The organism is Arthrobacter sp. B1805 (assembly GCF_002929745.1).
Taxonomy (GTDB): Bacteria; Actinomycetota; Actinomycetes; order Actinomycetales; family Micrococcaceae; genus Arthrobacter_D.
Map to the genome: position 1 here is coordinate 113487 of NZ_PJIQ01000002.1, position 18627 is coordinate 132113.

The window sequence follows — 18627 nt, forward strand, 5'->3', positions numbered from 1 at the left end:
CTCCCGCGTCAGGGGTCGAAATGGGTCTCCGGTTCCGCTTGCCCGATGGATGCCACCACCGATGCCGCGATGTCACGCAATTTCTCGTTCCGGCCGCTGGAAACCGACTTCAGGATGGAGAAAGCTTCCATCTGGGTGCAACGGTTCTGGGCCATGATGATCCCGATCGCGATGTCGATCGCGGTCCGGGACTCCATCGCCGTCTTGAGGCTGGCGGCAGACTCGCTGCGTTGCGCGAGTCGGACCGAGAGCATGAGCGCCTTCGATGTCTGGGCCACGAAGGTCTCCGCGGTGGTGATGGCGTCGGGATGGAAGCCCCCTTGTTCCGTGGAGTACACATTCAGGGCCGCGCGGGCGCCGGCCTCGAGCGAGATCGGGACGGCCAGGATCGAGCGGACCCCGTGCTCGGCGACGCGCGACAGGTAGCCTTCCCAGCGTTCATCCGTTGCCACATCAGCAACGTGCACTGTTTCCTGCGTCTTGCAGGCGGTGAGGCACGGACCATCGGCGAAGAGGTACTGGAGTTCGTCGAGCGCCTCCCTTCCCGCGTCGGCCCGGGTCCCGGCGTCAGACCGTGGCGTGGTCCGTGCCGACAGGAGTGACGACGTCGGCGGTCGGCTCCATGTTCTCGGCGTCGACCATCCAGGCGTACTGCTCGAGCTTCGCGATGAAGCCGTGCAACAGGTCCGCGGTGGTGGGGTCTTCCTCGTCGATCTGGTCGTGCACGTCGCGCATGGTCTTCACGGTGGCGTTCAGCATGCGGACCACGAGGCCGACCGTGTCCTTGGTGGAGACGAGCCCGGCCGGGAAGGGGGCGATCCTGGTGCCTTCGGCTACTGCAACGCTACGGCCGTCCGGAACGGCATGAAGTGCGCGCATGCGCTCGGCCATCTCGTCCGCGAACAGGCGGGCGTCGTCGATGATCTCGTCCAGCTGCAGGTGGAGGTCGCGGAAGTTCTTGCCGACCACGTTCCAGTGGGCCTGCTTGCCTTGCAGGTGCAGTTCGATGAGGTCGACCAGAACGGCCTGCATGTTGTCTGTGAGGGTGGGTGAAGCCTTCATTGATCCTCCGGTGCTCGAGACGAGTGCTCCTCCGGCAGGGCACGGACGCACCGATCTCCACCGGGTGGGCTCTCCTCACCCTAGACCTGCGCGTTGGCCAAATCCACCCGACCTGCCTACGCTAAGGGTACTTACGGTTCAGCCTGTCGGATCCCCTCGAAAGGGCTATGGCCGGCGCCGGAGTCTCTACGAAGGAGGAACCCTTTTGGCTTCAGTGCAGGAATCTATCGACGTAGCAGTACCGGTCAGCACGGCCTACAACCAGTGGACGCAGTTCGAAAGTTTTCCCCAGTTCATGGGTGGCGTCGACTCGATCACGCAGACCTCGGAGACCCACACCCACTGGGTCACGAGCATCGGCGGCGTCAAGCGCGAGTTCGACGCCGAGGTCACGGAGCAGCACCCGGACGAGCGTGTGGCCTGGAAGAGCACCGACGGTGAATCGCACGCCGGGGTCGTGACCTTCCATCGCCTCGACGAGAACACGACGCGGCTGATGGTCCAGATCGACTGGCACCCCGAGACCTTCACCGAGAAGCTCGGCGCCGCAGTGAACGCCGATGCAGCCCAGGTGAAGGGCGACCTCAAGAGGTTCAAGGAATTCATCGAGAAGAGCGGCGGCGAGACCGGCGCCTGGCGCGGGAATGTCGAGGCTCCGCCGACCGGTGGCAGCCCCGATGCGACACCGGCGAACAGCACGGTCCCGGACGCGTCGACCAATGATCCCGATTCAGGTGGTCCCCGCGTCGTCTGACGCTTCTCCCGGGTAGGGCGGATCCCTTGCGGGGGGGGGTCCGCCCTACCCGTCCCGGCTGTCCTAGGAGATGTCGCCGACCTCGATGGAGGCGATCGCATCCGTCGCCTGGCGGGACAGCTCCTCCGAGATGGGCGAGCTCTTCGCGGCTTCCGCCGCCGCCGCCTGTCCCTCCGCACTCACCGCGTAGCTACCGAACGCCCGGACGACGGCGGCGGAAGCCTCGTTCTCGTACCGCGCGCAGTACACGTGGTAGGACACCAGGACCAGCGGGTACACCCCGGGCTCGCTGGTGGTCCGGTCGAGGTCGAGCGCGATGTCGTAGTCCTCGCGGCCGGAAACGCGGCCGGCCAGGTCGACGGCGGCCGCAGCGGCCTCGGAACTCACCGGCACGTAGGCCCCGCCGACCTTCAATGCCACACGGCCCAGGGGGTCCCCCACGGCGGAGTCGTCGGCATAGGTCACGGCACCGACCGTGCCTGCCACGGTGCTGACGACTCCTGCATTGCCCTTGGCATTCTCGTTCTCGAGTTCCGAGGGCCAGGTGCCGTCGGGCTCCTCGGTCCAGACGTCGGGGACCACGGCGTGCAGGTAGTCGGTGAAGTTCTCGGTTGTACCGGAGTCGTCGGACCGGCTGACCGCCGAGATCGGCAGGGAGGGGAGATCGACGTCGTTCTGGTCGGCGATGGCGGGATCGTCCCACGAGGTGATCTCGCCGCGGAAGATGCGGGCCACCGTCGCGGCGTCCAGCCTCAGTTCCGAGATGCCGGGCAGGTTGAACGCCACGCTGATGGGCGAGACATAGGCCGGGATGTTGAAGGCGCCACCCGGCCCGCAGGCCTCCGTCGATTCGGCGAGCTCCTCGTCGCTGAGATACGCGTCCGACCCGGCGAATCCGACCGCTCCTGCAAGCAGGGCGCCACGCCCCGCACCCGATCCGTCGGGCGAGTACTGCACCTGGGCGCGAGGGTAGAGACTCGCGAATCCTGAGCGCCACGCATCCATCGCCGGCCCCTGGGCAGAGGATCCGGCAGCGGTCACCGCACCCTGGAGGGATGTGTCCCCACGTTGTGCGGCGGCTTCCTGCTCCGGTCCCAACGGATAGTCGGATCCGCAGCCGGTCAGTCCGAGGAGGACGGCGAGGGGCAGGTACACAGTGGCTCGGGTTCTCACCCCAGCAACGTTACAGGTGGCTAAAAGATGAACCCAAGGTGTACTTCAGGTGAACGAGCGGTCCGCGAGCGACGTCTGCTCAGCCGCGGCGCAGACGATAGCCGTCGGCCCGGTGTACGAGGCGCCGCCCACCGCCGTCGTGCAGCTGGATCCAGACCACCGAGGCGTCGTCCGTCCTCATGTCCAGTACACCGCTGAGCTGCGAGCCTGCCGGATGCTGCAGGGTGATGTGCTCTCCGCGCCGGATGCCCGACCAGTCCTGAGCATCGGATTCGAGGGAAGGAGGAGGGGAAGCGTCCATGGTGCGCCTTTCGGGAGGATCGGACTCACCACGCTAGCGGTGCTCCCTGAACGCCTTATGAACGAGCGCTGAAAGTTGTGGCGGCGCTCACACATCCCGGTCAGAGGGTGCGCCAGTCTCCGCTCGTGAGGTGCGAGCCCGCCTGCGGTCCCATGAGGAGCATGCCTCCGTCCACCACGAACGACGCGCCGTTGACATAGCTGGAGGCACCCGATGCGAGGAAGGCGACGACGTCGGCGATCTCCTCCGGCGCGCCGGGGCGGCCCAGCGGAATGCCCGGGCGGTCCATGGTGTGTGGGTCCTGTTCCGCGGAGTTGTTCATGGGAGTGTTGATCTCGCCGGGCAGCACGGCGTTGGCGGTGATGCCGCGGTCGGCCAGTTCGAGCGCGATGGTGCGGATGAGGCCGCCGAGGCCGTGCTTGGAGGCGTCATAGGCTGCGGATCCGACACGTGGCTGCTCCTGATGGACGCTGGTGACCGCGATGATGCGACCGCCCTTGTCGCCGTCGATCATGTGGCGTGCAGCGCGCTGAATGCACACGAAGGCGCCGTCGAGGTTCGCCCCCACGGTGCCCCGCCACGTGTTCCAGTCCGTCTCCATGAACATGGTTCCACCGTTGACTCCTGCGTTGTTGACGAAGACGTCGAGCCCGCCGAGTTCCTGGGCCAGCTGGTCCACGACGTCGCCGCACGCCGGAGCATCCGTCGTGTCCAGCTGGGCGACGGCGGCCCGCACGCCCTTCTCGCGGACCAGCCGTGCGGTCTCCTCCGCGCCCTCCTCGTCCGAGTGCCAGGTGATGCCGACGTCACAGCCCAGACCTGCGAGGGCCAGGGCTGTGGCCCGGCCGATGCCGGAGTCGGAGCCGGTGACTATTGCTGCGCTCGGTGTGAAGTCCATGACTCCATCCTTTGCATCCGCAGCATCAGCCCGCAAGCAGATTCTGGCTTTTCAACTCCTGCCCCCTTAACTGCAGTACCCCCGGACACACGCCCGGGGGTACTGCAGTTAGGGTGAGGATTATGCCTCGACCGCTTCCTGGCGCTCGGGGGAACCGACCGCCGTGGACTCAACCGGAGCCGAGGACTCACCGCTGATGATCTCGATCTTGCGGGGCTTCGCGCGCTCACTCACGGGGATCGTCACGCTGAGGACGCCGTTCTCGTAGCGGGCGGAGATGCCCTCGGTGTCGACGCCCTGGCCGAGGTTGAGCTGGCGGAGGAACGAGCCGCTCTCGCGCTCGCGCGTCAGCCACTTGACGCCCTCGGCGCCGCGCAGTGTGCGCTCGGCGCGGATGGTCAGGAGCTGGCCGTCGACGTCGATGTCGACCGAGCCGGGATCGATGCCCGGAAGGTCCGCGGAGAGGACGTAGTGGTCCTTCTCGCGGTACAGGTCCATCGGCATGAGACGGAGACCGGGACGGCTTTCCAAAAGAGCGCCGGCAACGCGGTCCAGCTCGCGGAACGGATCAAACTTCATGGCCACTGGAAACAACTCCTTCGTCTGTGCCACCGGCAGGTGGGCGGTTCCTGGGTTGAGCGCCCTTCGCTCAACTACGAAAATATTAGCACTCGCACCCTCCGAGTGCTAAGTGTTTTTGTTCGCTCAGAACGAACGCCCCGGCACGCAGAAAGGCCCGTACCGACGTATCGATACGGGCCTTCCAGATGATCCTCGTGCCTGCGCGGGGCCTCGATCCCCGGGCCTTCCGCGTGTGAAGCGGATGCTCTACCAGACTGAGCTACACAGGCAATTGGTTCTCCAACAGCTTAGGCCATCCGGGCTCCGCTCCAAATTCCGCGCGTACCGGCGCATGCGTCCCCCGTCCTGCGGGCGCTGGTCTTTGCCCCCCGTCCTCAGTAGCCTGAACGGGAAGCCGGGCGGGCGTTCCGCATGCCGCGGCACGCCATGACGAAGGGACCGCACCATGGACAACCAGGACATTCTGCAGCGCATCCAGGCACTCGTGCAGGAGGAGCACGAGCTCCGCGACCAGCCCCAGGACGCCGGCGCCGGCGAGGCCCACCAGGATCACGCTGCCCGGCTGAAGCGCGTTGAGGAGGACCTCGACCAGTGCTGGGACCTGCTCCGCCAGCGCAGGGCGAAGGCCGACGCCGGCGAGAATCCCGCTGATGCCGATGCCCGTCCGATCAGCCAGGTGGAGGGGTACCGCCAGTAATGGCACTGCCCCTAGTGCTGTTCGACGTCAACGGCACTCTCTCGGACACGGGACGCATGTCCCAGCATTTCGAGGAGATCGGAGCGCCGGCCCCGTTGGCAGCCCTGTGGTTCGCCTCCGTGCTCCGGGACGGATTCGCGCTGACCGCCGTCGGACAGAACGTAGCCTTCCATGACGTCGCAGCGGGAGCCCTGCGGGTGGTCCTCGCGGATCAGGTCCTGAACCGGGGCGTTGATGACGCCGTAGCGCACGTGATGGCGTCGCTGCAGGACCTCCCGGTGCACCCGGACGTCGCCGACGGTATCCGGGCACTGCGTGCCGGAGGGTTCGCCGTCGCGGTGCTCACCAACGGTGCGGCGTCCACGGCAGAAGCGCTGCTCGACCGCGGCGGCATCAGGGACGCCGTCGACGCCGTCCTGTCCGTCGAGGACGCGCCGCGCTGGAAACCTGCCCCGGAGTCCTACTCCCACGCTCTGGAAACACTGAAGAGGGCAGCGGACGACGTCGTGCTGGTCGCCGTGCACCCCTGGGACGTCGACGGTGCAGCGCGTGCGGGTCTCCGCACCGTCTGGCTCAACCGGGAGGGGACGCCCTACCCGGCCACCATGACGCGTCCGGATCATGAAGTCTCCTCGATCGGTGACCTGACCCGCGTGCTGGGCGGCTGACAGCGTTCTGCGTAGCCGGGTACCCGGGAACCTGCTGACCCGGAGGGCGCGCGCCAGTAGGGCCTGCATCAAGAAAGCGTAAAGACGCCGCTCCGGCCACCGGGCATCGGATTGAATGATCGATTGGTGCGACCGCCGCACCGGTCACTTCATCACCCGGAGGTCGAAGCATTCCCGTGAGCTCGAGCAGGGATACCCTCCGGAAATCGGTACCATCCGTCGTCGCCGGCGCGCGCAGGTTCCTCCGGACCACCGGTGCGTGGGCGAAACACCTCAGTCCACGTCACCCCGCCCAGGTGATCGTGATCGGGTTTGCGGCGGCAATCCTCGTCGGCACAGGCCTGTTGATGCTCCCGACGTCGAGGGTGGGTCCGGGCAGTGCCACATTCCTCGAGGCTCTGTTCACCGCGACCTCGGCTGTCTGCGTGACCGGGTTGATCGTCGTCGACACCCCCGTGTACTGGACCGGCAGCGGGCACGTCATCATCCTCGCCCTGATCCAGGTGGGCGGGTTCGGAATCATGTCCTTCGCCTCGCTCCTCGGTGTGCTCCTGGCCCGCCGCATGGGTCTGCGATCGCGTATATCGGCTGCAGCCGAAACGAAGAGCGTGGGTTTCGGCGACGTGCGCAACGTGGTCCTCGGCGTCCTGCGGATCACGCTGCTCGTGGAGTCGGTGACTGCGGTGCTGCTCGCCGCGCGCTTCCTCCTCGGTTACGGCTACGGGCTCGGGGAAGCGGTATGGCTCGGGATCTTCCACTCGATCTCGTCCTTCAACAATGCGGGCTTCGCGCTCTTCAGCGACAACCTGATCGGCTTCGTGGGCGATCCATGGATCTGTCTCCCGATCTGCGCCGCGGTGATCATCGGAGGGCTCGGGTTCCCGGTCCTCTTCGAGTTGCGGCGGAACTTCCGGTATCCGCGGAAGTGGCACACGAACACCAGGCTGGTGCTCGGCGGCACCGTCATCCTCCTGGTCGTCGGAGCGCTCTTCATCACCGCCGTCGAGTGGTCCAATCCTGCGACCCTCGGTGCCCTGCATGCGGAGGAGCGCATCCTCGCAGGGTTCTTCCAGTCCACCATGACACGCACGGCGGGCTTCAACAGCGTGGATTTCGCGCACCTCGATCCGGTCACGCTCCTGGCCATGGACGTGCTCATGTTCATCGGCGCCGGTCCCGCCGGTACGGCCGGCGGCCTGAAGATCACGACGTTCGGCGTGCTGTTCTTCATCCTTCACACGGAGATCAGCGGCGGTACGGCGGTCAACGTCTTCGGCAAGCGTCTGCCCCGCTCCGTGCACCGGCAGGCCATCTCCATCGTCCTGCTCGCCGTCGGACTCGTGATCGCCGCAACGATGTTCCTCATGCTCACCACGGATTTCGGGCTGGACCGCATCCTCTTCGAGGTGATCTCCGCCTTCTCCACGGTCGGGCTCTCCACCGGTATCACGGCAGGCATCCCACCCGCGGGCCAGGTCGTCCTCATCCTCGTGATGTTCGCGGGGCGGCTCGGCCCGGTGACCCTCGCCTCTGCTCTCGCACTCCGCTCGAAACCCCTCTACTACGAGTACCCGAAGGAAAGGCCCCTCATTGGCTAGGCAACGCATCTTCTCCTCCACGCCGACCGAGGCGATCGCAGCCGCCGATTCTGTGGCAGTGATCGGTCTCGGCCGCTTCGGCGGCGCACTCGCGCTCGAACTCGAGAACGCGGGGACGGAGGTCCTCGGGATCGACAACGACGAGGACATCGTCCAGTCCTACAACGGGCGGTTGACGCACGTGGTCCGGGCGGACACCACCAGGGAGGCGGCGCTGCACCAACTGTCACTGCCCGAGTTCGACCGCGTCGTCGTGGGTATCGGCAGCGACCTGGAGGCGAGCATCCTGACGACGTCGACCCTCCTGCGTTTCGACCGCCCCACCATCTGGGCGAAGGCCATCAGCGAGCCGCACGCGCAGATCCTCTCCCAGCTCGGCGTGGAACGCGTGATCCGGCCTGAGCACGACATGGGCAAGCGCGTGGCACACCTGGTCCGCGGGACGATGCTCGACTACGTTGAGTTCGAGGACAACTTCGCGATGGTCAAGACCCGCCCGCCACGCGAGTACTGGGACCGGGAGCTCGGCACCACCGGACTGCGGGCCAGGTACGGCGTCACCGTGGTCGCGGTCAAACGGAAGGGCGGCGGATGGGACTACACGACGGCCGAGACCACGCTGTACGACGACGACGAGATCATCGTCGCAGGGCCGACGCGCAAGGCCGAACTGTTCAGCTCGCTGGTGTAGGACCGCGGAGACAGCGACCGTCGATTCAGGCTAGGCTTGAAGCTCTGGTGAGCCGGGAAGTCTGGTCGGCGCTCCCCTGAGCGTGCCCGATCGAAGGACCCCCGATGAACACACAGCCAGCCTCCCCTCAACCCTCCGCACCGCCCGGCAGCCACGTCTTCACACGCAGCAGCTACCCGGAGCACCTGCGGATCTCGACGATCCTGCGCAAGGAGACGGTGGGCGGCGCGCTCCTCCTCCTGGCCACGATCCTGGCCCTGATCCTCGCGAACTCGCCGGCCGCCGACGCGTACTTCCTGGTGCGGGACTTCCGGTTCGGCTACGAACCGTGGCACCTCGAACTCAGCGTCGGTGCCTGGGCCGCGGACGGTCTGCTCGCCATCTTCTTCTTCCTTGCAGGGCTGGAACTGAAGCGCGAGTTCGTTGCCGGTGATCTCCGGAAGTTCGACCGCGCCGTCGTGCCCGTCGCTGCCGCCGTCGGCGGTGTCGTCGTTCCCGCGCTGGTCTACGTCGCCATCACTGCGACCGCGGGACCGGAGGCGCTGCGCGGCTGGGCCATCCCGACCGCAACCGACATCGCCTTCGCCGTCGCGGTCCTCGCCGTCGTCGGTTCGTCCCTGCCGAGCGCGCTGCGGATATTCCTGCTCACGCTGGCCGTCGTCGACGACCTCCTCGCTATCAGCATCATCGCCTTCTTCTACTCCGAGGACATCCAGGCGCCCCCGCTGCTGTTCGCGATCATCCCGCTCGCGCTCTTCGCCTTCCTTGCGCAGCGCTTCCCCACCTTCTTCCAGCGCAACGTCTGGGCGCCCTGGCTCATCCTCCTGCCCATCGGCTTCGTGGTGTGGGCACTCGTGCACGAGTCGGGGGTGCACGCCACGGTGGCCGGTGTGCTCCTCGGATTCGCCATCCCGGTGCTGCCGAAGGGCAGGAAGGCCGCGGCTGGGGACGTCGTGGTGCACCCCATGACCGTGCAGGACGACGACGGGCCCACGCAGGCGCACGACGTCGCCCCCGACGGCCTCGCCGACACCCTCGAGCACCGCATCCGCCCCGTCTCGGCCGGGTTCGCGGTGCCGGTGTTCGCGTTCTTCAGTGCAGGGGTCGCGATCGGCGGCATCGAGGGACTCGTCAGTGCGATCACCGATCCCATCGCCATCGGCATCATGGTGGCACTGGTGATCGGCAAGCCGGTCGGCATCCTGATCGCGACCTTCGCCGTCACGAAGACCACGAAGGCCAGCCTCGACCCGGACCTCGCCTGGGTGGACATCATCGGCGTGGCTCTTCTGGCGGGTGTCGGGTTCACGGTGTCGCTGCTGATCAGCGAACTCGGCTTCGGGCAGGGAACACCGGAGGACGACCACGCGAAGGTCGCGATCCTCGCGGGCTCGCTCATTGCAGCGCTTGCCGCGGCAATCCTGCTGCGGCGGCGCAACAAGCGCTACCGCGAGATCGAGGCGCAGGAGCAGATCGACGCCGACGACGACGGCGTGCCGGACGTTTTCGAAGGGCGCTAAGGGCGCATCAGTCCTGGATGCGGCGAGCGAGCCAGGACAGCGTCAGGGCGCCGGCGCTGCGGCGGAACCCGCTTCGGCCCGAGACCACCTCGAGCGCCGCCCAGAGGGCGAGACAGGCAGCACTGGCCCGGCGCAGGCGCTCGCGGTTCTCCTCCTCGAGCGCCATGAAGGACGCGGCGCCGAGCAGTGCCCAACCGAGGATCGGTGTGTTCGGCTTCTGGGCGATCGTCTGGCGCCCCAGGCTGTCGGTGAAGAATCCCATCACGCGCCCTTCTTCTTGGAGGTGCCGGAGGTCTTCTTGGTCTCGGCCTTCTTCTCACGGTTCTTCTCGACGCTCCGGCGCAGGGCCTCCATGAGGTCCAGCACGTTGTCGCCGTCGTCCTCGCTAGCGTCGGTACCGAAGGTCTCCTCGGTGTCGAGCGTGTCGCCCTTCTCGATCTTCGCGTCGATCAGGGTGCGCAGCTGGACCTGGTACTCGTCGGTGAAGTTCTCCGGATCGAAATCCGTGGAGAAGGAATCGACGAGGGCGGCGGACATCTGCTTCTCCTTCGCGGAGATGCGCACCTTCTCCTCGAGGGCGGGGAAGGACGCCTCCCGGACCTCGTCATCCCAGAGCAGCGTCTGCAGCATGAGGACGTCCCCGCGGACCCGCAGCGCGGCCAGGCGGCTCTTCTGGCGGAGTGAGAACTGCACGATCGCGGTGCGCTCCGTGTCCTCGAGGGTCCGCCGAAGCAGGACGTAGGCCTTCGTGGAGGTGCTGTCGGGCTCGAGGTAGTAGGCGCGGTCGTACATGATCGGATCGATCTGCTCGCTCGGGACGAACTCCACCACCTCGATCTCCCGGCTCTTCTCGACCGGAAGGGAGGCGAGATCCTCGTCCGTGAGGACGACGGTGTGCTCGCCGTCGTCGTAGGCCTTGTCGATGTGCTTGAAGTCCACGATCTCGCTGCAGATCTCGCAGCGCCGCTGGTAGCGGATGCGGCCGCCGTCCTTGTCGTGCACCTGGTGCAGGGAGATGTCGTGGTCCTCCGTGGCGCTGTAGACCTTGACCGGCACATTGACCAGCCCGAATGCAACCGCACCCTTCCAGATGGCTCTCATGGGTCAAGTCAACACCAAGCAGGCTTAGTGGGCCAGAGGATGCCCTCGGTCCACCCCTAGACTTGAGGGGTGACTTCCGAGACCGTAGAGCCCATCGTCAGCAAGACAACCAGCGACGACGGCGCCACCGTGCTGCGCCTGGAGTTCCAGTTCGCGTTCCCGCCGACCGTCCTGTGGAAGCACCTGACCGAGGCGGACAAGCTGAAGTACTGGTTCCCCTGCGAGATGGAGTTCGAACCGCGGAAGGACGAGGAGATCCTCTTCCGGTACGCGGACCAGAAGCCACTGCGCGGGGTGGTCCTCGAGGCGGAGCGCCCACGCCTCCTCGCTTATACCTGGGAGACGGACAGCTTGCGCTGGGAGCTCGCGCGGACGGGCGACAACGGTACGCAACTCGTGCTCCACCTGACGCCGGGCAGCCCCCGGCACTCGCCGACGATGGCCGCTGGCTGGCACCTCACTATCGCCGGCCTGGACGACTTCCTCAACAAGCGGAACCTCGGCCAGGATCCGGCACTCTGGGACATCTACGTCGATCGCTACCGCGCGCAGTTCGCCGACTAGGACACGCGGCGCCGCCTCTGCACCCGTCACCGGCGGCTGATTGCCACTGGCATCGCGCGCGTATCCGGTCAAGACTGGGTGAATGGCCCCTCCGAGCTCCGCCCGGCAACAGACCGTCACCGTGGACGGGCGCACGCTCCGGCTGTCCAATCTGGACAAGGTGCTGTACCCGGCGACGGGAACGACCAAGGCCGATGTCCTGGCCTACTACGCAGCAGTGGCTCCCCACCTGATCCGGCACGCGGGCCATCGTCCCGTCACGCGGAAGCGCTGGGTGCACGGTGTGGGCACACCGGACGAGCCGGGCCAGGTGTTCTTCCAGAAGAACATCGACGACAACGCGCCCTCCTGGGTGCCGCGCAACGCCATTCAGCACAAGGACCACGTCAACGTCTACCCCATGGTCAACGACCTCGCGACGCTGACCTGGCTGGGCCAGATCGCGGCGATCGAGATCCACGTGCCGCAGTGGCGATTCGGGGCCGACGGTGCGAAGGGCAATCCCGACCGCCTCGTGCTGGACCTTGACCCGGGGGACGGAGCAGGGATTGCGGAGTGCGCAGAGGTGGCACGGCTTGCGCGGCCGATCCTGCAGGACATGGGACTCGAGCCCTACCCTGTCACCAGCGGATCGAAGGGCATCCACCTCTACTGCGCCCTCGACGGAGGGCAGACATCCGAGCAGGTCTCCGCCGTCGCGCACGAACTGGCCCGCGCCCTCGAGGCGGACCACCCGGACCTGGCCGTCAGCGACATGAAGAAGGCGCTGCGATCGGGCAGGGTGCTCGTGGACTGGAGCCAGAACAACGCCAACAAGACGACGGTCAGTCCCTACTCGCTGCGCGGACGGTTCCAGCCGACCGTCGCCGCGCCGCGCACGTGGGAGGAACTCGATGATGAGGACCTGGGCCACCTCGACTACCACGAGGTGATGCAGCGGGTGGAGTCCCTGGGTGACGTGCTCGCCCCGGCAACGGCGTCCGTTGACGCCGGTGGGGACGACGACGCCGGTGGAAACGCTGCGCCGTCGGACAGGTTGTCCACGTACCGGGCGATGCGGGATGCCACGAAGACACCCGAACCGGTCCCTGACACGGTGGGGCCGCCGGGGGGCAACAGCTTCGTCATCCAGGAACACCACGCCCGACGGCTCCACTACGATTTTCGCCTGGAGCGCGACGGCGTGCTCGTGTCATGGGCCATTCCGAAAGGTCCGCCCCTGACGCCGAGCAAGAACCACCTGGCAGTGCAGACGGAGGACCACCCACTCGACTACGGCTCCTTCGAAGGAACCATTCCCAAAGGGGAATACGGTGGGGGCGACGTCTCCATCTGGGATGCCGGAACGTACGAAGTGGAGAAGTGGCGGGACGGCAAGGAAGTCATCTGCACCCTCCACGGCAAACCGGACGGCGGTCTGGCCCGGGGTGGCACCGCTATCCGCCGTTATGCCCTGATCAACACCGGCGGGGGAGCGAACGGCAAGAGCAACTGGCTCATCCACCTCATGAAGGACCAGCCCGCCGAGGCGCAGCAGGGCTCCCAGGCAAGTCCCACCGGGGACGAGGAGGGGGGCGGCGGCCAGGAGGAAGGCTCGGGTACCGGCTCGAGGTCGGCCCCGGAGACCGCCGGCCCGGTGGCCAGGGATGCCGGGAGCGCACGCACCTCGGACAGCCCGTCCCGGCACGCCGAGGCCGCGCGTTCGTCCGCGGGCGTCCGGGCTTCCGGGGCCGGCGTCATCCGCCCGATGCTGGCCACACTCGGCTCCGAGAACGGAATCGCCGACCCGGACGAGTGGGCGTATGAGATGAAGTGGGACGGCGTGCGATGTATCGCGACCGTCAGGGACGGACGGGTCACCCTCGCGAGCCGGAACGGCATCGACACCACGGTGACCTACCCGGAGATCGGTGATCTCGGGGAGTATCTCAGCGCGGACAGTGCGGTGCTGGACGGCGAGATCGTCGCGCTGAACGGGAAGGGGCGTCCGGACTTCAGTCTGCTGCAGACGCGCATGAAGCTCACGCACACAGCGGAGATAGCGGCGGCCCGCAGGACGACGCCGGTCAGTCTCATGCTGTTCGACCTGCTGGAGCTCGATGGCAACGATCTCACCGGACTGGAGTACTGCCAGCGCCGCGAACTGCTCGAGAAAGCGGTCGACGAGGCGGAGGACGGTCACATCCAAGTTCCACCGGCGCTCGATGCGACGCTGGAGGAGGCCGTCGAGGCCAGCCGGCAACTCGGCCTCGAAGGCATCATGGCCAAGCGCCTCTCGAGTGACTACCAGCCCGGCGCGCGGTCGTCGTCCTGGGTGAAGATCAAGCACGTCCACACCCAGGAAGTGGTGGTAGTCGGGTGGCGCCCCGGCAAGGGCAGCCGTACCGCGAAGGTCGGATCGCTGCTCGTAGCAGTGCCCGACGGCGTCGATCTGCGATACGTGGGCCGCGTGGGATCCGGACTGACGGAACGGGATCTCGCCGAGGTGGGCGCCCGCCTCCGGAAGCTGGCACGCAAGACGGCCCCGCTCGACGACGTGCCGAGCGCCGACGCGTCGGACGCGCACTGGGTCCGGCCCGCGCTGGTGGGGGAAGTCCAGTACAGCGAGCACACGGGAAGCGGGCGGCTCCGCCACCCGGTGTGGCGGGGCTGGCGCCCCGACAAGACGCCGTCGGACGTCGTCGTCGAGCTCTGACCCCGCCGCCGAGGCGGAACCACCATAACGTATAACCAAGGAGGCATACATGACCGGTCTTGATATCGCAGGCATGGACGCGTGGTGGCGGGCGGCGAACTACATCTCTGTGGGGCAGATCTACCTGCGTGACAACGCGTTGCTGACGCGTCCGCTCGCGAGTGAGGACGTCAAGGCACGCCTGCTCGGCCACTGGGGAACCACCCCCGGGCTCAATTTCGTCTATGCGCACCTCAACCGGGTCATCTCCGAGCGGAAGCAGGAGATGCTGTTCGTCACCGGCCCCGGCCACGGCGGCCCGGCCAACGTGGCCAACGCCTGGCTCGAGGGGACGTACTCCGAGGTCTACAGCACCATCGGCAAGGATGGCGCTGGGCTCAATGCCCTGTTCAGGCAGTTCAGCTACCCCGGCGGGATCCCGTCCCACGCCGCTCCCGAGACACCCGGATCCATCCACGAGGGCGGGGAGCTCGGCTACACCCTCGCCCACGCCTACGGCGCCGTCTTCGACAACCCGACGCTGATCGCCGCAGCGGTCGTGGGTGACGGCGAAGCCGAGACAGGGCCACTCGCCACGAGCTGGCACTCGAACAGTTTCGTCGACCCCGCCGTCGACGGCGCCGTGCTCCCGATCCTGCACCTCAACGGGTACAAGATCGCCAACCCGACGGTGCTGGCCCGCATGCCGGAGGAACAGTTGCGGCAACTGATGTACGGCTACGGCTACGACCCGCACTTCGTGACGGTCTCGGATCCGTCGGCCACGCAGGACGCCCACCGCGACTTCGCGGCTGTCCTGGACGCCTGCATCGATGACATCCTCGCGATCCAGGACCAGGCGCGCACCTCTCCGGCGGGTGCGGACGCTGCCGCCGCCCGGTGGCCGATGATCGTTCTGCGCTCACCGAAGGGCTGGACCGGCCCGGCCGAGGTGGACGGCAAGCCCGTCGAAGGGACCTGGCGCGCCCACCAGGTGCCGCTCTCCGGGATCCACGACAACGAGGAGCACCTGCACCAGCTCGAGGAGTGGATGCGGTCCTACGACCCGGCGACGCTGTTCACGGAGGCGGGGGAACTCAGGCCGGAGATCTCTGAGCTGGCGCCTCCCGGCGACCTGCGGATGAGTGCGACCCCCTACGCGAACGGTGGCTGGCTCCTCCGCGACCTCGTATTGCCCCGCTACGCGGATCACGCCGTCGAGGTGACGCGCCCGGGAACGGAGAAGGTGAGCCCGATGACGACCGTCGGGGGGTACCTGCGGGACATCATGCAGAGCAACCCGCACAACTTCAGGCTGTTCGGGCCGGACGAGACGGCGTCGAACCGCCTGTCCGCTGTCTACGAGGTGACGGACAAGGTCTGGCAGCCGCGCATTGAGGACGTCGACGAGCACCTCGCGCGCTCCGGCCGCGTGATGGAGGTGCTCAGCGAGCACCTCTGCCAGGGGTGGCTCGAGGGCTACCTGCTCACCGGCCGGCACGGTGTCTTCAACTGCTACGAGGCGTTCGTGCACATCGTCGACTCGATGTTCAACCAGTTCGCGAAGTGGCTCAAGGTGCACCGTACGCTGTCCTGGCGCCGGCCCATCGCTTCCTTCAACTACATGCTGTCGAGCCACGTCTGGCAGCAGGACCACAACGGCTTCTCCCATCAGGACCCGGGGTTCATCGACCATGTGGTCAACAAGAAGGCGGACATCATCCGGGTCTACCTGCCCCCGGATGCCAACACGATGCTCGCCGTGACCGAGCACTGCATGCAGACTCGCGACACCGTCAACGTGATCGTGACGGGCAAGCAGCCGACCCCTACGTGGTTCGGCCCGGACGAAGCGCACCTGCACGTCAAGCGCGGCATCGGCATCCTCGGCTTCGCAGGCTCTGAGGAAGGGGGCGTGGAGCCCGACGTCGTCCTCGCCTGTGCGGGCGACGTGCCGACGCTCGAGACAGTGGCCGCAGCGGGCCTGCTCAAGGCGGGCGTGCCGGGACTGAAGATCCGCGTGGTCAATGTCGTGGACCTCATGCGGCTGCAGGACAGCTCCGAGCACCCGCACGGGCTGTCAGCGCGGGACTTCGACACCCTGTTCACCACCTCGAAGCCCGTGGTCTTCGCCTACCACGGCTACCCGTGGCTCATTCATCGGTTGACCTATCGGCGCACCAACCACGAGAACCTGCATGTCCGTGGCTACAAGGAGGAGGGCACCACGACGACGCCCTTCGACATGGCGATGCTCAACCAGATCGACAGGTTCCAGCTGGCGATGGACGTCATCGACCGCGTGCCGGCACTGGGTGCGTCCGAGGCCCGCTTCCGACAGGACCTGCAGGACCAGCGTCAACGAGCGTGGCAGTACACGCGCGACGCCGGCAAGGACCTGGAATCCATCACCGGCTGGACACTGGACGAGTCCTCACCGGACGACGCGACGTAGTCGGGCGGGGGTAGCCGTCAGAGGAACTCGTCGTTGCTGATGTGATTGTCCCCGACGGTCGAGATGCCGTCGTCATATCCCTCGGGAAGTGTGAGCTGCGGGAGATGGTCGACGTACGCCGCGAAGGGCGCCGCGTCGTCGTCGCTGTAGTGTGCGCCTGCGACGGCGGAGTCGGCACAGTCCAGCAGTTCGTTGACCGCCTGGGTCAGCAGGTCGCGTTCCCTCACCGGCAGCATCCTCAGGCCGTCGAGGTATTCCTGCACGTCGAGGTGGGCGGCGCAGCCGGACAGGTCGATGTAGGCGGTGAGGATGTCGTCGAGGCCCAGGCCCGACTCCCTCACGGCCTGGACGACACTCCACTGCTGGAGGTGTGCGCTCAGCACGATCGCTCCTTCGTCGCCGTGCGGTTCCGCCCTGCACATCGCGCCATGACGTGGCCGTCGTCTGTTGTCTGCATGTTCCCCTTTTCCGCCACTTCATCCTGAGACTCCGTCAACGTTCCCATGGGGCCGATTCCCGGACAAAGCCCGCCTCCGCATTTTGTTGTCCGGTCTTGCAAAATTGCAGCACCCGTGGAACGGGCCATGCGCTGTTGGGCGCCGGCACGACGTGTCGCTCACCGGCAGGCGCGGGTCGGTCTGGAGGTGAGCAGAGTTGCCCACCTGTTCTCCGCCGAACGCAAAGGTCCTAGCATTGCTCGGAGAAACAAATGGGGGAGAGCTTGCTATGCAATCACGGGAATCAGGGCAGTCACGGGAATCGGCGGAAACCGGTGCGAGGGTGATGCCGCCCGACGGCGCGTCACCCGGGGCGGAGCAGGTGCTGCGATCCGGTGCGAGACCGATGCGTCCCACGAGGCGGTTCTCCCGACGACGGAAGATCGGTCTGGTCATCGTTCTGGCGATGATCATTGTCATCGTGGTGTCCGCTACGCCGTGGCCGTCCGCCCTGGTGATCCGGAGTGTCTTCGAGCGGGGCGGCAAGGCCCTCGTCGAAGAGATGACCCCGTACGTCCCCGACACGCCGCTCCGGACGCGAACCGGCGTGTCCTATAAGCCCGGTGCCGTCTTCGATGCCTTCAGCCCGGAAGGAACAACGGGACCGCTCCCGACCGTGGTGTGGATCCATGGCGGCGCGTGGATCTCCGGCGCGCAGAGCGACGTGGACCCGTACCTCCGGATTCTCGCCGCGGAGGGTTACACGACGATCGGGGTGGGCTATCCGATCGCCCCGGAGGCCACGTACCCCACGGCAGTGCGGGACATCAACGACGCGCTGGCCTACATCAAGGCACACGCCGATGAGTTGCACGTCGACACCAGCCGCATCGTCCTGGCCGGCGACTCCGCCGGCGCCCAGCTCGCGAGCCAGATGGCAACCCTGACAGTGAACCCCGACTACGCCAACCTCATGGGGATAGAACCCGCCCTCCGGAAGGAGGAACTGGCTGCCACCATCCTGCATTGCGGTGTCTACGATCTCCGCGCGATGGCGGACCTCAGCGGCATCCCCGCGTGGGGGTTCAAGACCGCACTCTGGGCCTACACGGGCACCCGCGACTGGTCCTCGACGTACGCCGGTAGCACCATGTCCACCATCGACTTCGTCACCGGCGACCTCCCGCCGACGTTCATCAGCGGCGGGAACGGTGACGGACTCACGTGGATCCAATCCGTCCCGTACAGCAACCGCCTGAAAGGTGCCGGCGTCCCGGTCACCGAACTCTTCTGGCCCGCCAACCACGAACCCGAGCTCCCCCACGAGTACCAGTTCCATCTGGATCATGCCGAGGCACGCGAGGCCAGGGACAGGACCCTCGACTTCCTGTCCACGCACGTCGCCGACAGGCCCTGAACGGGACAGGCCGGCGCGCCACCTGGTGAAGCAAC

Annotated in this window: 19 protein-coding genes and 1 tRNA gene; 10 read left to right on the forward strand and 10 right to left on the reverse strand. The window is 66.9% G+C overall.

Going from position 1 to position 18627, the window contains the following annotated elements:
• Positions 1-8: 8 nt before the first annotated feature.
• Positions 9-596 carry a GAF and ANTAR domain-containing protein gene (locus CXQ96_RS03165; protein WP_258058839.1) on the reverse strand — a complete coding sequence of 196 codons (588 nt, stop codon included), beginning with the start codon at positions 594-596 and terminating at the stop codon, positions 9-11.
• On the reverse strand, positions 568-1062 hold the full coding sequence (locus CXQ96_RS03170; RefSeq protein WP_104116584.1) for a Dps family protein: 495 nt from the start codon (positions 1060-1062) through the stop codon (positions 568-570). Before CXQ96_RS03170 ends, CXQ96_RS03165 begins: the two co-directional genes overlap by 29 nt.
• A 214-nt stretch (positions 1063-1276) precedes the next feature.
• Between CXQ96_RS03170 and CXQ96_RS03175 the strand changes: the two genes are divergently transcribed.
• Entirely contained in the window at positions 1277-1816 is a 540-nt protein-coding gene (locus CXQ96_RS03175; protein ID WP_308662467.1) for an SRPBCC family protein, read from the forward strand.
• A gap of 63 nt (positions 1817-1879) precedes the next feature.
• Here the strand turns inward: CXQ96_RS03175 and pstS are convergent, their stop codons facing one another.
• The 5 genes from pstS to CXQ96_RS03200 form a co-directional block, all read right to left on the reverse strand.
• Complete coding sequence (pstS, locus tag CXQ96_RS03180; RefSeq protein ID WP_104116586.1) at positions 1880-2989, reverse strand: phosphate ABC transporter substrate-binding protein PstS; 1110 nt, start codon at positions 2987-2989, stop codon at positions 1880-1882.
• Between the two features lie 79 nt (positions 2990-3068).
• On the reverse strand, positions 3069-3290 hold the full coding sequence (locus tag CXQ96_RS03185; RefSeq protein WP_104116587.1) for a hypothetical protein: 222 nt from the start codon (positions 3288-3290) through the stop codon (positions 3069-3071).
• A gap of 100 nt (positions 3291-3390) precedes the next feature.
• Positions 3391-4188, reverse strand: coding sequence for an SDR family oxidoreductase (locus tag CXQ96_RS03190; protein ID WP_104116588.1), 798 nt, complete (start codon positions 4186-4188; stop codon positions 3391-3393).
• A 120-nt stretch (positions 4189-4308) separates the two neighbouring features.
• Positions 4309-4767: an Hsp20/alpha crystallin family protein gene (locus CXQ96_RS03195; RefSeq protein WP_104116779.1), complete on the reverse strand. Its 459-nt coding sequence runs from the start codon at positions 4765-4767 to the stop codon at positions 4309-4311.
• Positions 4768-4965: 198 nt separating this feature from the next.
• Positions 4966-5039: transfer RNA gene (locus CXQ96_RS03200), tRNA-Val, on the reverse strand.
• 176 nt (positions 5040-5215) lie between these two features.
• Between CXQ96_RS03200 and CXQ96_RS03205 the strand changes: the two genes are divergently transcribed.
• The 5 genes from CXQ96_RS03205 (at position 5216) to nhaA (ending at position 9944) form a co-directional block, all read left to right on the forward strand.
• Positions 5216-5467, forward strand: coding sequence for a DUF2630 family protein (locus CXQ96_RS03205; protein WP_104116589.1), 252 nt, complete (start codon positions 5216-5218; stop codon positions 5465-5467).
• The gene (locus tag CXQ96_RS03210) at positions 5467-6135 is read left to right on the forward strand and encodes a haloacid dehalogenase type II (RefSeq protein ID WP_104116590.1); all 669 of its coding nucleotides are present in this window, start codon (positions 5467-5469) and stop codon (positions 6133-6135) included. The genes CXQ96_RS03205 and CXQ96_RS03210 overlap by 1 nt, the downstream gene beginning before the upstream one ends.
• Positions 6136-6311: 176 nt before the next feature.
• On the forward strand, positions 6312-7733 hold the full coding sequence (locus CXQ96_RS03215; RefSeq protein WP_104116591.1) for a TrkH family potassium uptake protein: 1422 nt from the start codon (positions 6312-6314) through the stop codon (positions 7731-7733).
• Positions 7726-8424 (forward strand): TrkA family potassium uptake protein, encoded by a 699-nt coding sequence (locus tag CXQ96_RS03220; protein ID WP_258058796.1) that lies wholly within the window; start codon positions 7726-7728, stop codon positions 8422-8424. The genes CXQ96_RS03215 and CXQ96_RS03220 overlap by 8 nt, the downstream gene beginning before the upstream one ends.
• A gap of 104 nt (positions 8425-8528) precedes the next feature.
• Positions 8529-9944, forward strand: a complete 1416-nt coding sequence (gene nhaA / locus CXQ96_RS03225) for a Na+/H+ antiporter NhaA (protein WP_104116592.1) — start codon at positions 8529-8531, stop codon at positions 9942-9944.
• 7 nt (positions 9945-9951) lie between these two features.
• Here nhaA and CXQ96_RS03230 read toward each other — a convergent pair whose 3' ends face one another.
• Both CXQ96_RS03230 and CXQ96_RS03235 read right to left on the reverse strand, forming a co-directional pair.
• The gene (locus CXQ96_RS03230; protein WP_104116593.1) at positions 9952-10206 is read right to left on the reverse strand and encodes a hypothetical protein; all 255 of its coding nucleotides are present in this window, start codon (positions 10204-10206) and stop codon (positions 9952-9954) included.
• Positions 10206-11045 (reverse strand): Ku protein, encoded by an 840-nt coding sequence (locus tag CXQ96_RS03235; protein WP_104116594.1) that lies wholly within the window; start codon positions 11043-11045, stop codon positions 10206-10208. Before CXQ96_RS03235 ends, CXQ96_RS03230 begins: the two co-directional genes overlap by 1 nt.
• Positions 11046-11114: 69 nt before the next feature.
• Here CXQ96_RS03235 and CXQ96_RS03240 point away from each other — a divergent pair, with 69 nt between their 5' ends.
• The 3 genes from CXQ96_RS03240 (at position 11115) to CXQ96_RS03250 (ending at position 16738) form a co-directional block, all read left to right on the forward strand.
• Positions 11115-11609 carry an SRPBCC domain-containing protein gene (locus CXQ96_RS03240; RefSeq protein WP_104116595.1) on the forward strand — a complete coding sequence of 165 codons (495 nt, stop codon included), beginning with the start codon at positions 11115-11117 and terminating at the stop codon, positions 11607-11609.
• 82 nt (positions 11610-11691) lie between these two features.
• Complete coding sequence (locus tag CXQ96_RS03245; RefSeq protein ID WP_104116596.1) at positions 11692-14304, forward strand: ATP-dependent DNA ligase; 2613 nt, start codon at positions 11692-11694, stop codon at positions 14302-14304.
• 49 nt (positions 14305-14353) lie between these two features.
• On the forward strand, positions 14354-16738 hold the full coding sequence (locus CXQ96_RS03250; protein ID WP_104116597.1) for a phosphoketolase: 2385 nt from the start codon (positions 14354-14356) through the stop codon (positions 16736-16738).
• A gap of 17 nt (positions 16739-16755) precedes the next feature.
• Here CXQ96_RS03250 and CXQ96_RS03255 read toward each other — a convergent pair whose 3' ends face one another.
• Complete coding sequence (locus tag CXQ96_RS03255) at positions 16756-17121, reverse strand: hypothetical protein (protein WP_104116598.1); 366 nt, start codon at positions 17119-17121, stop codon at positions 16756-16758.
• A gap of 343 nt (positions 17122-17464) precedes the next feature.
• Between CXQ96_RS03255 and CXQ96_RS03260 the strand changes: the two genes are divergently transcribed.
• Entirely contained in the window at positions 17465-18592 is a 1128-nt protein-coding gene (locus tag CXQ96_RS03260; RefSeq protein ID WP_258058798.1) for an alpha/beta hydrolase, read from the forward strand.
• The last annotated feature ends 35 nt before the right edge of the window (positions 18593-18627 follow it).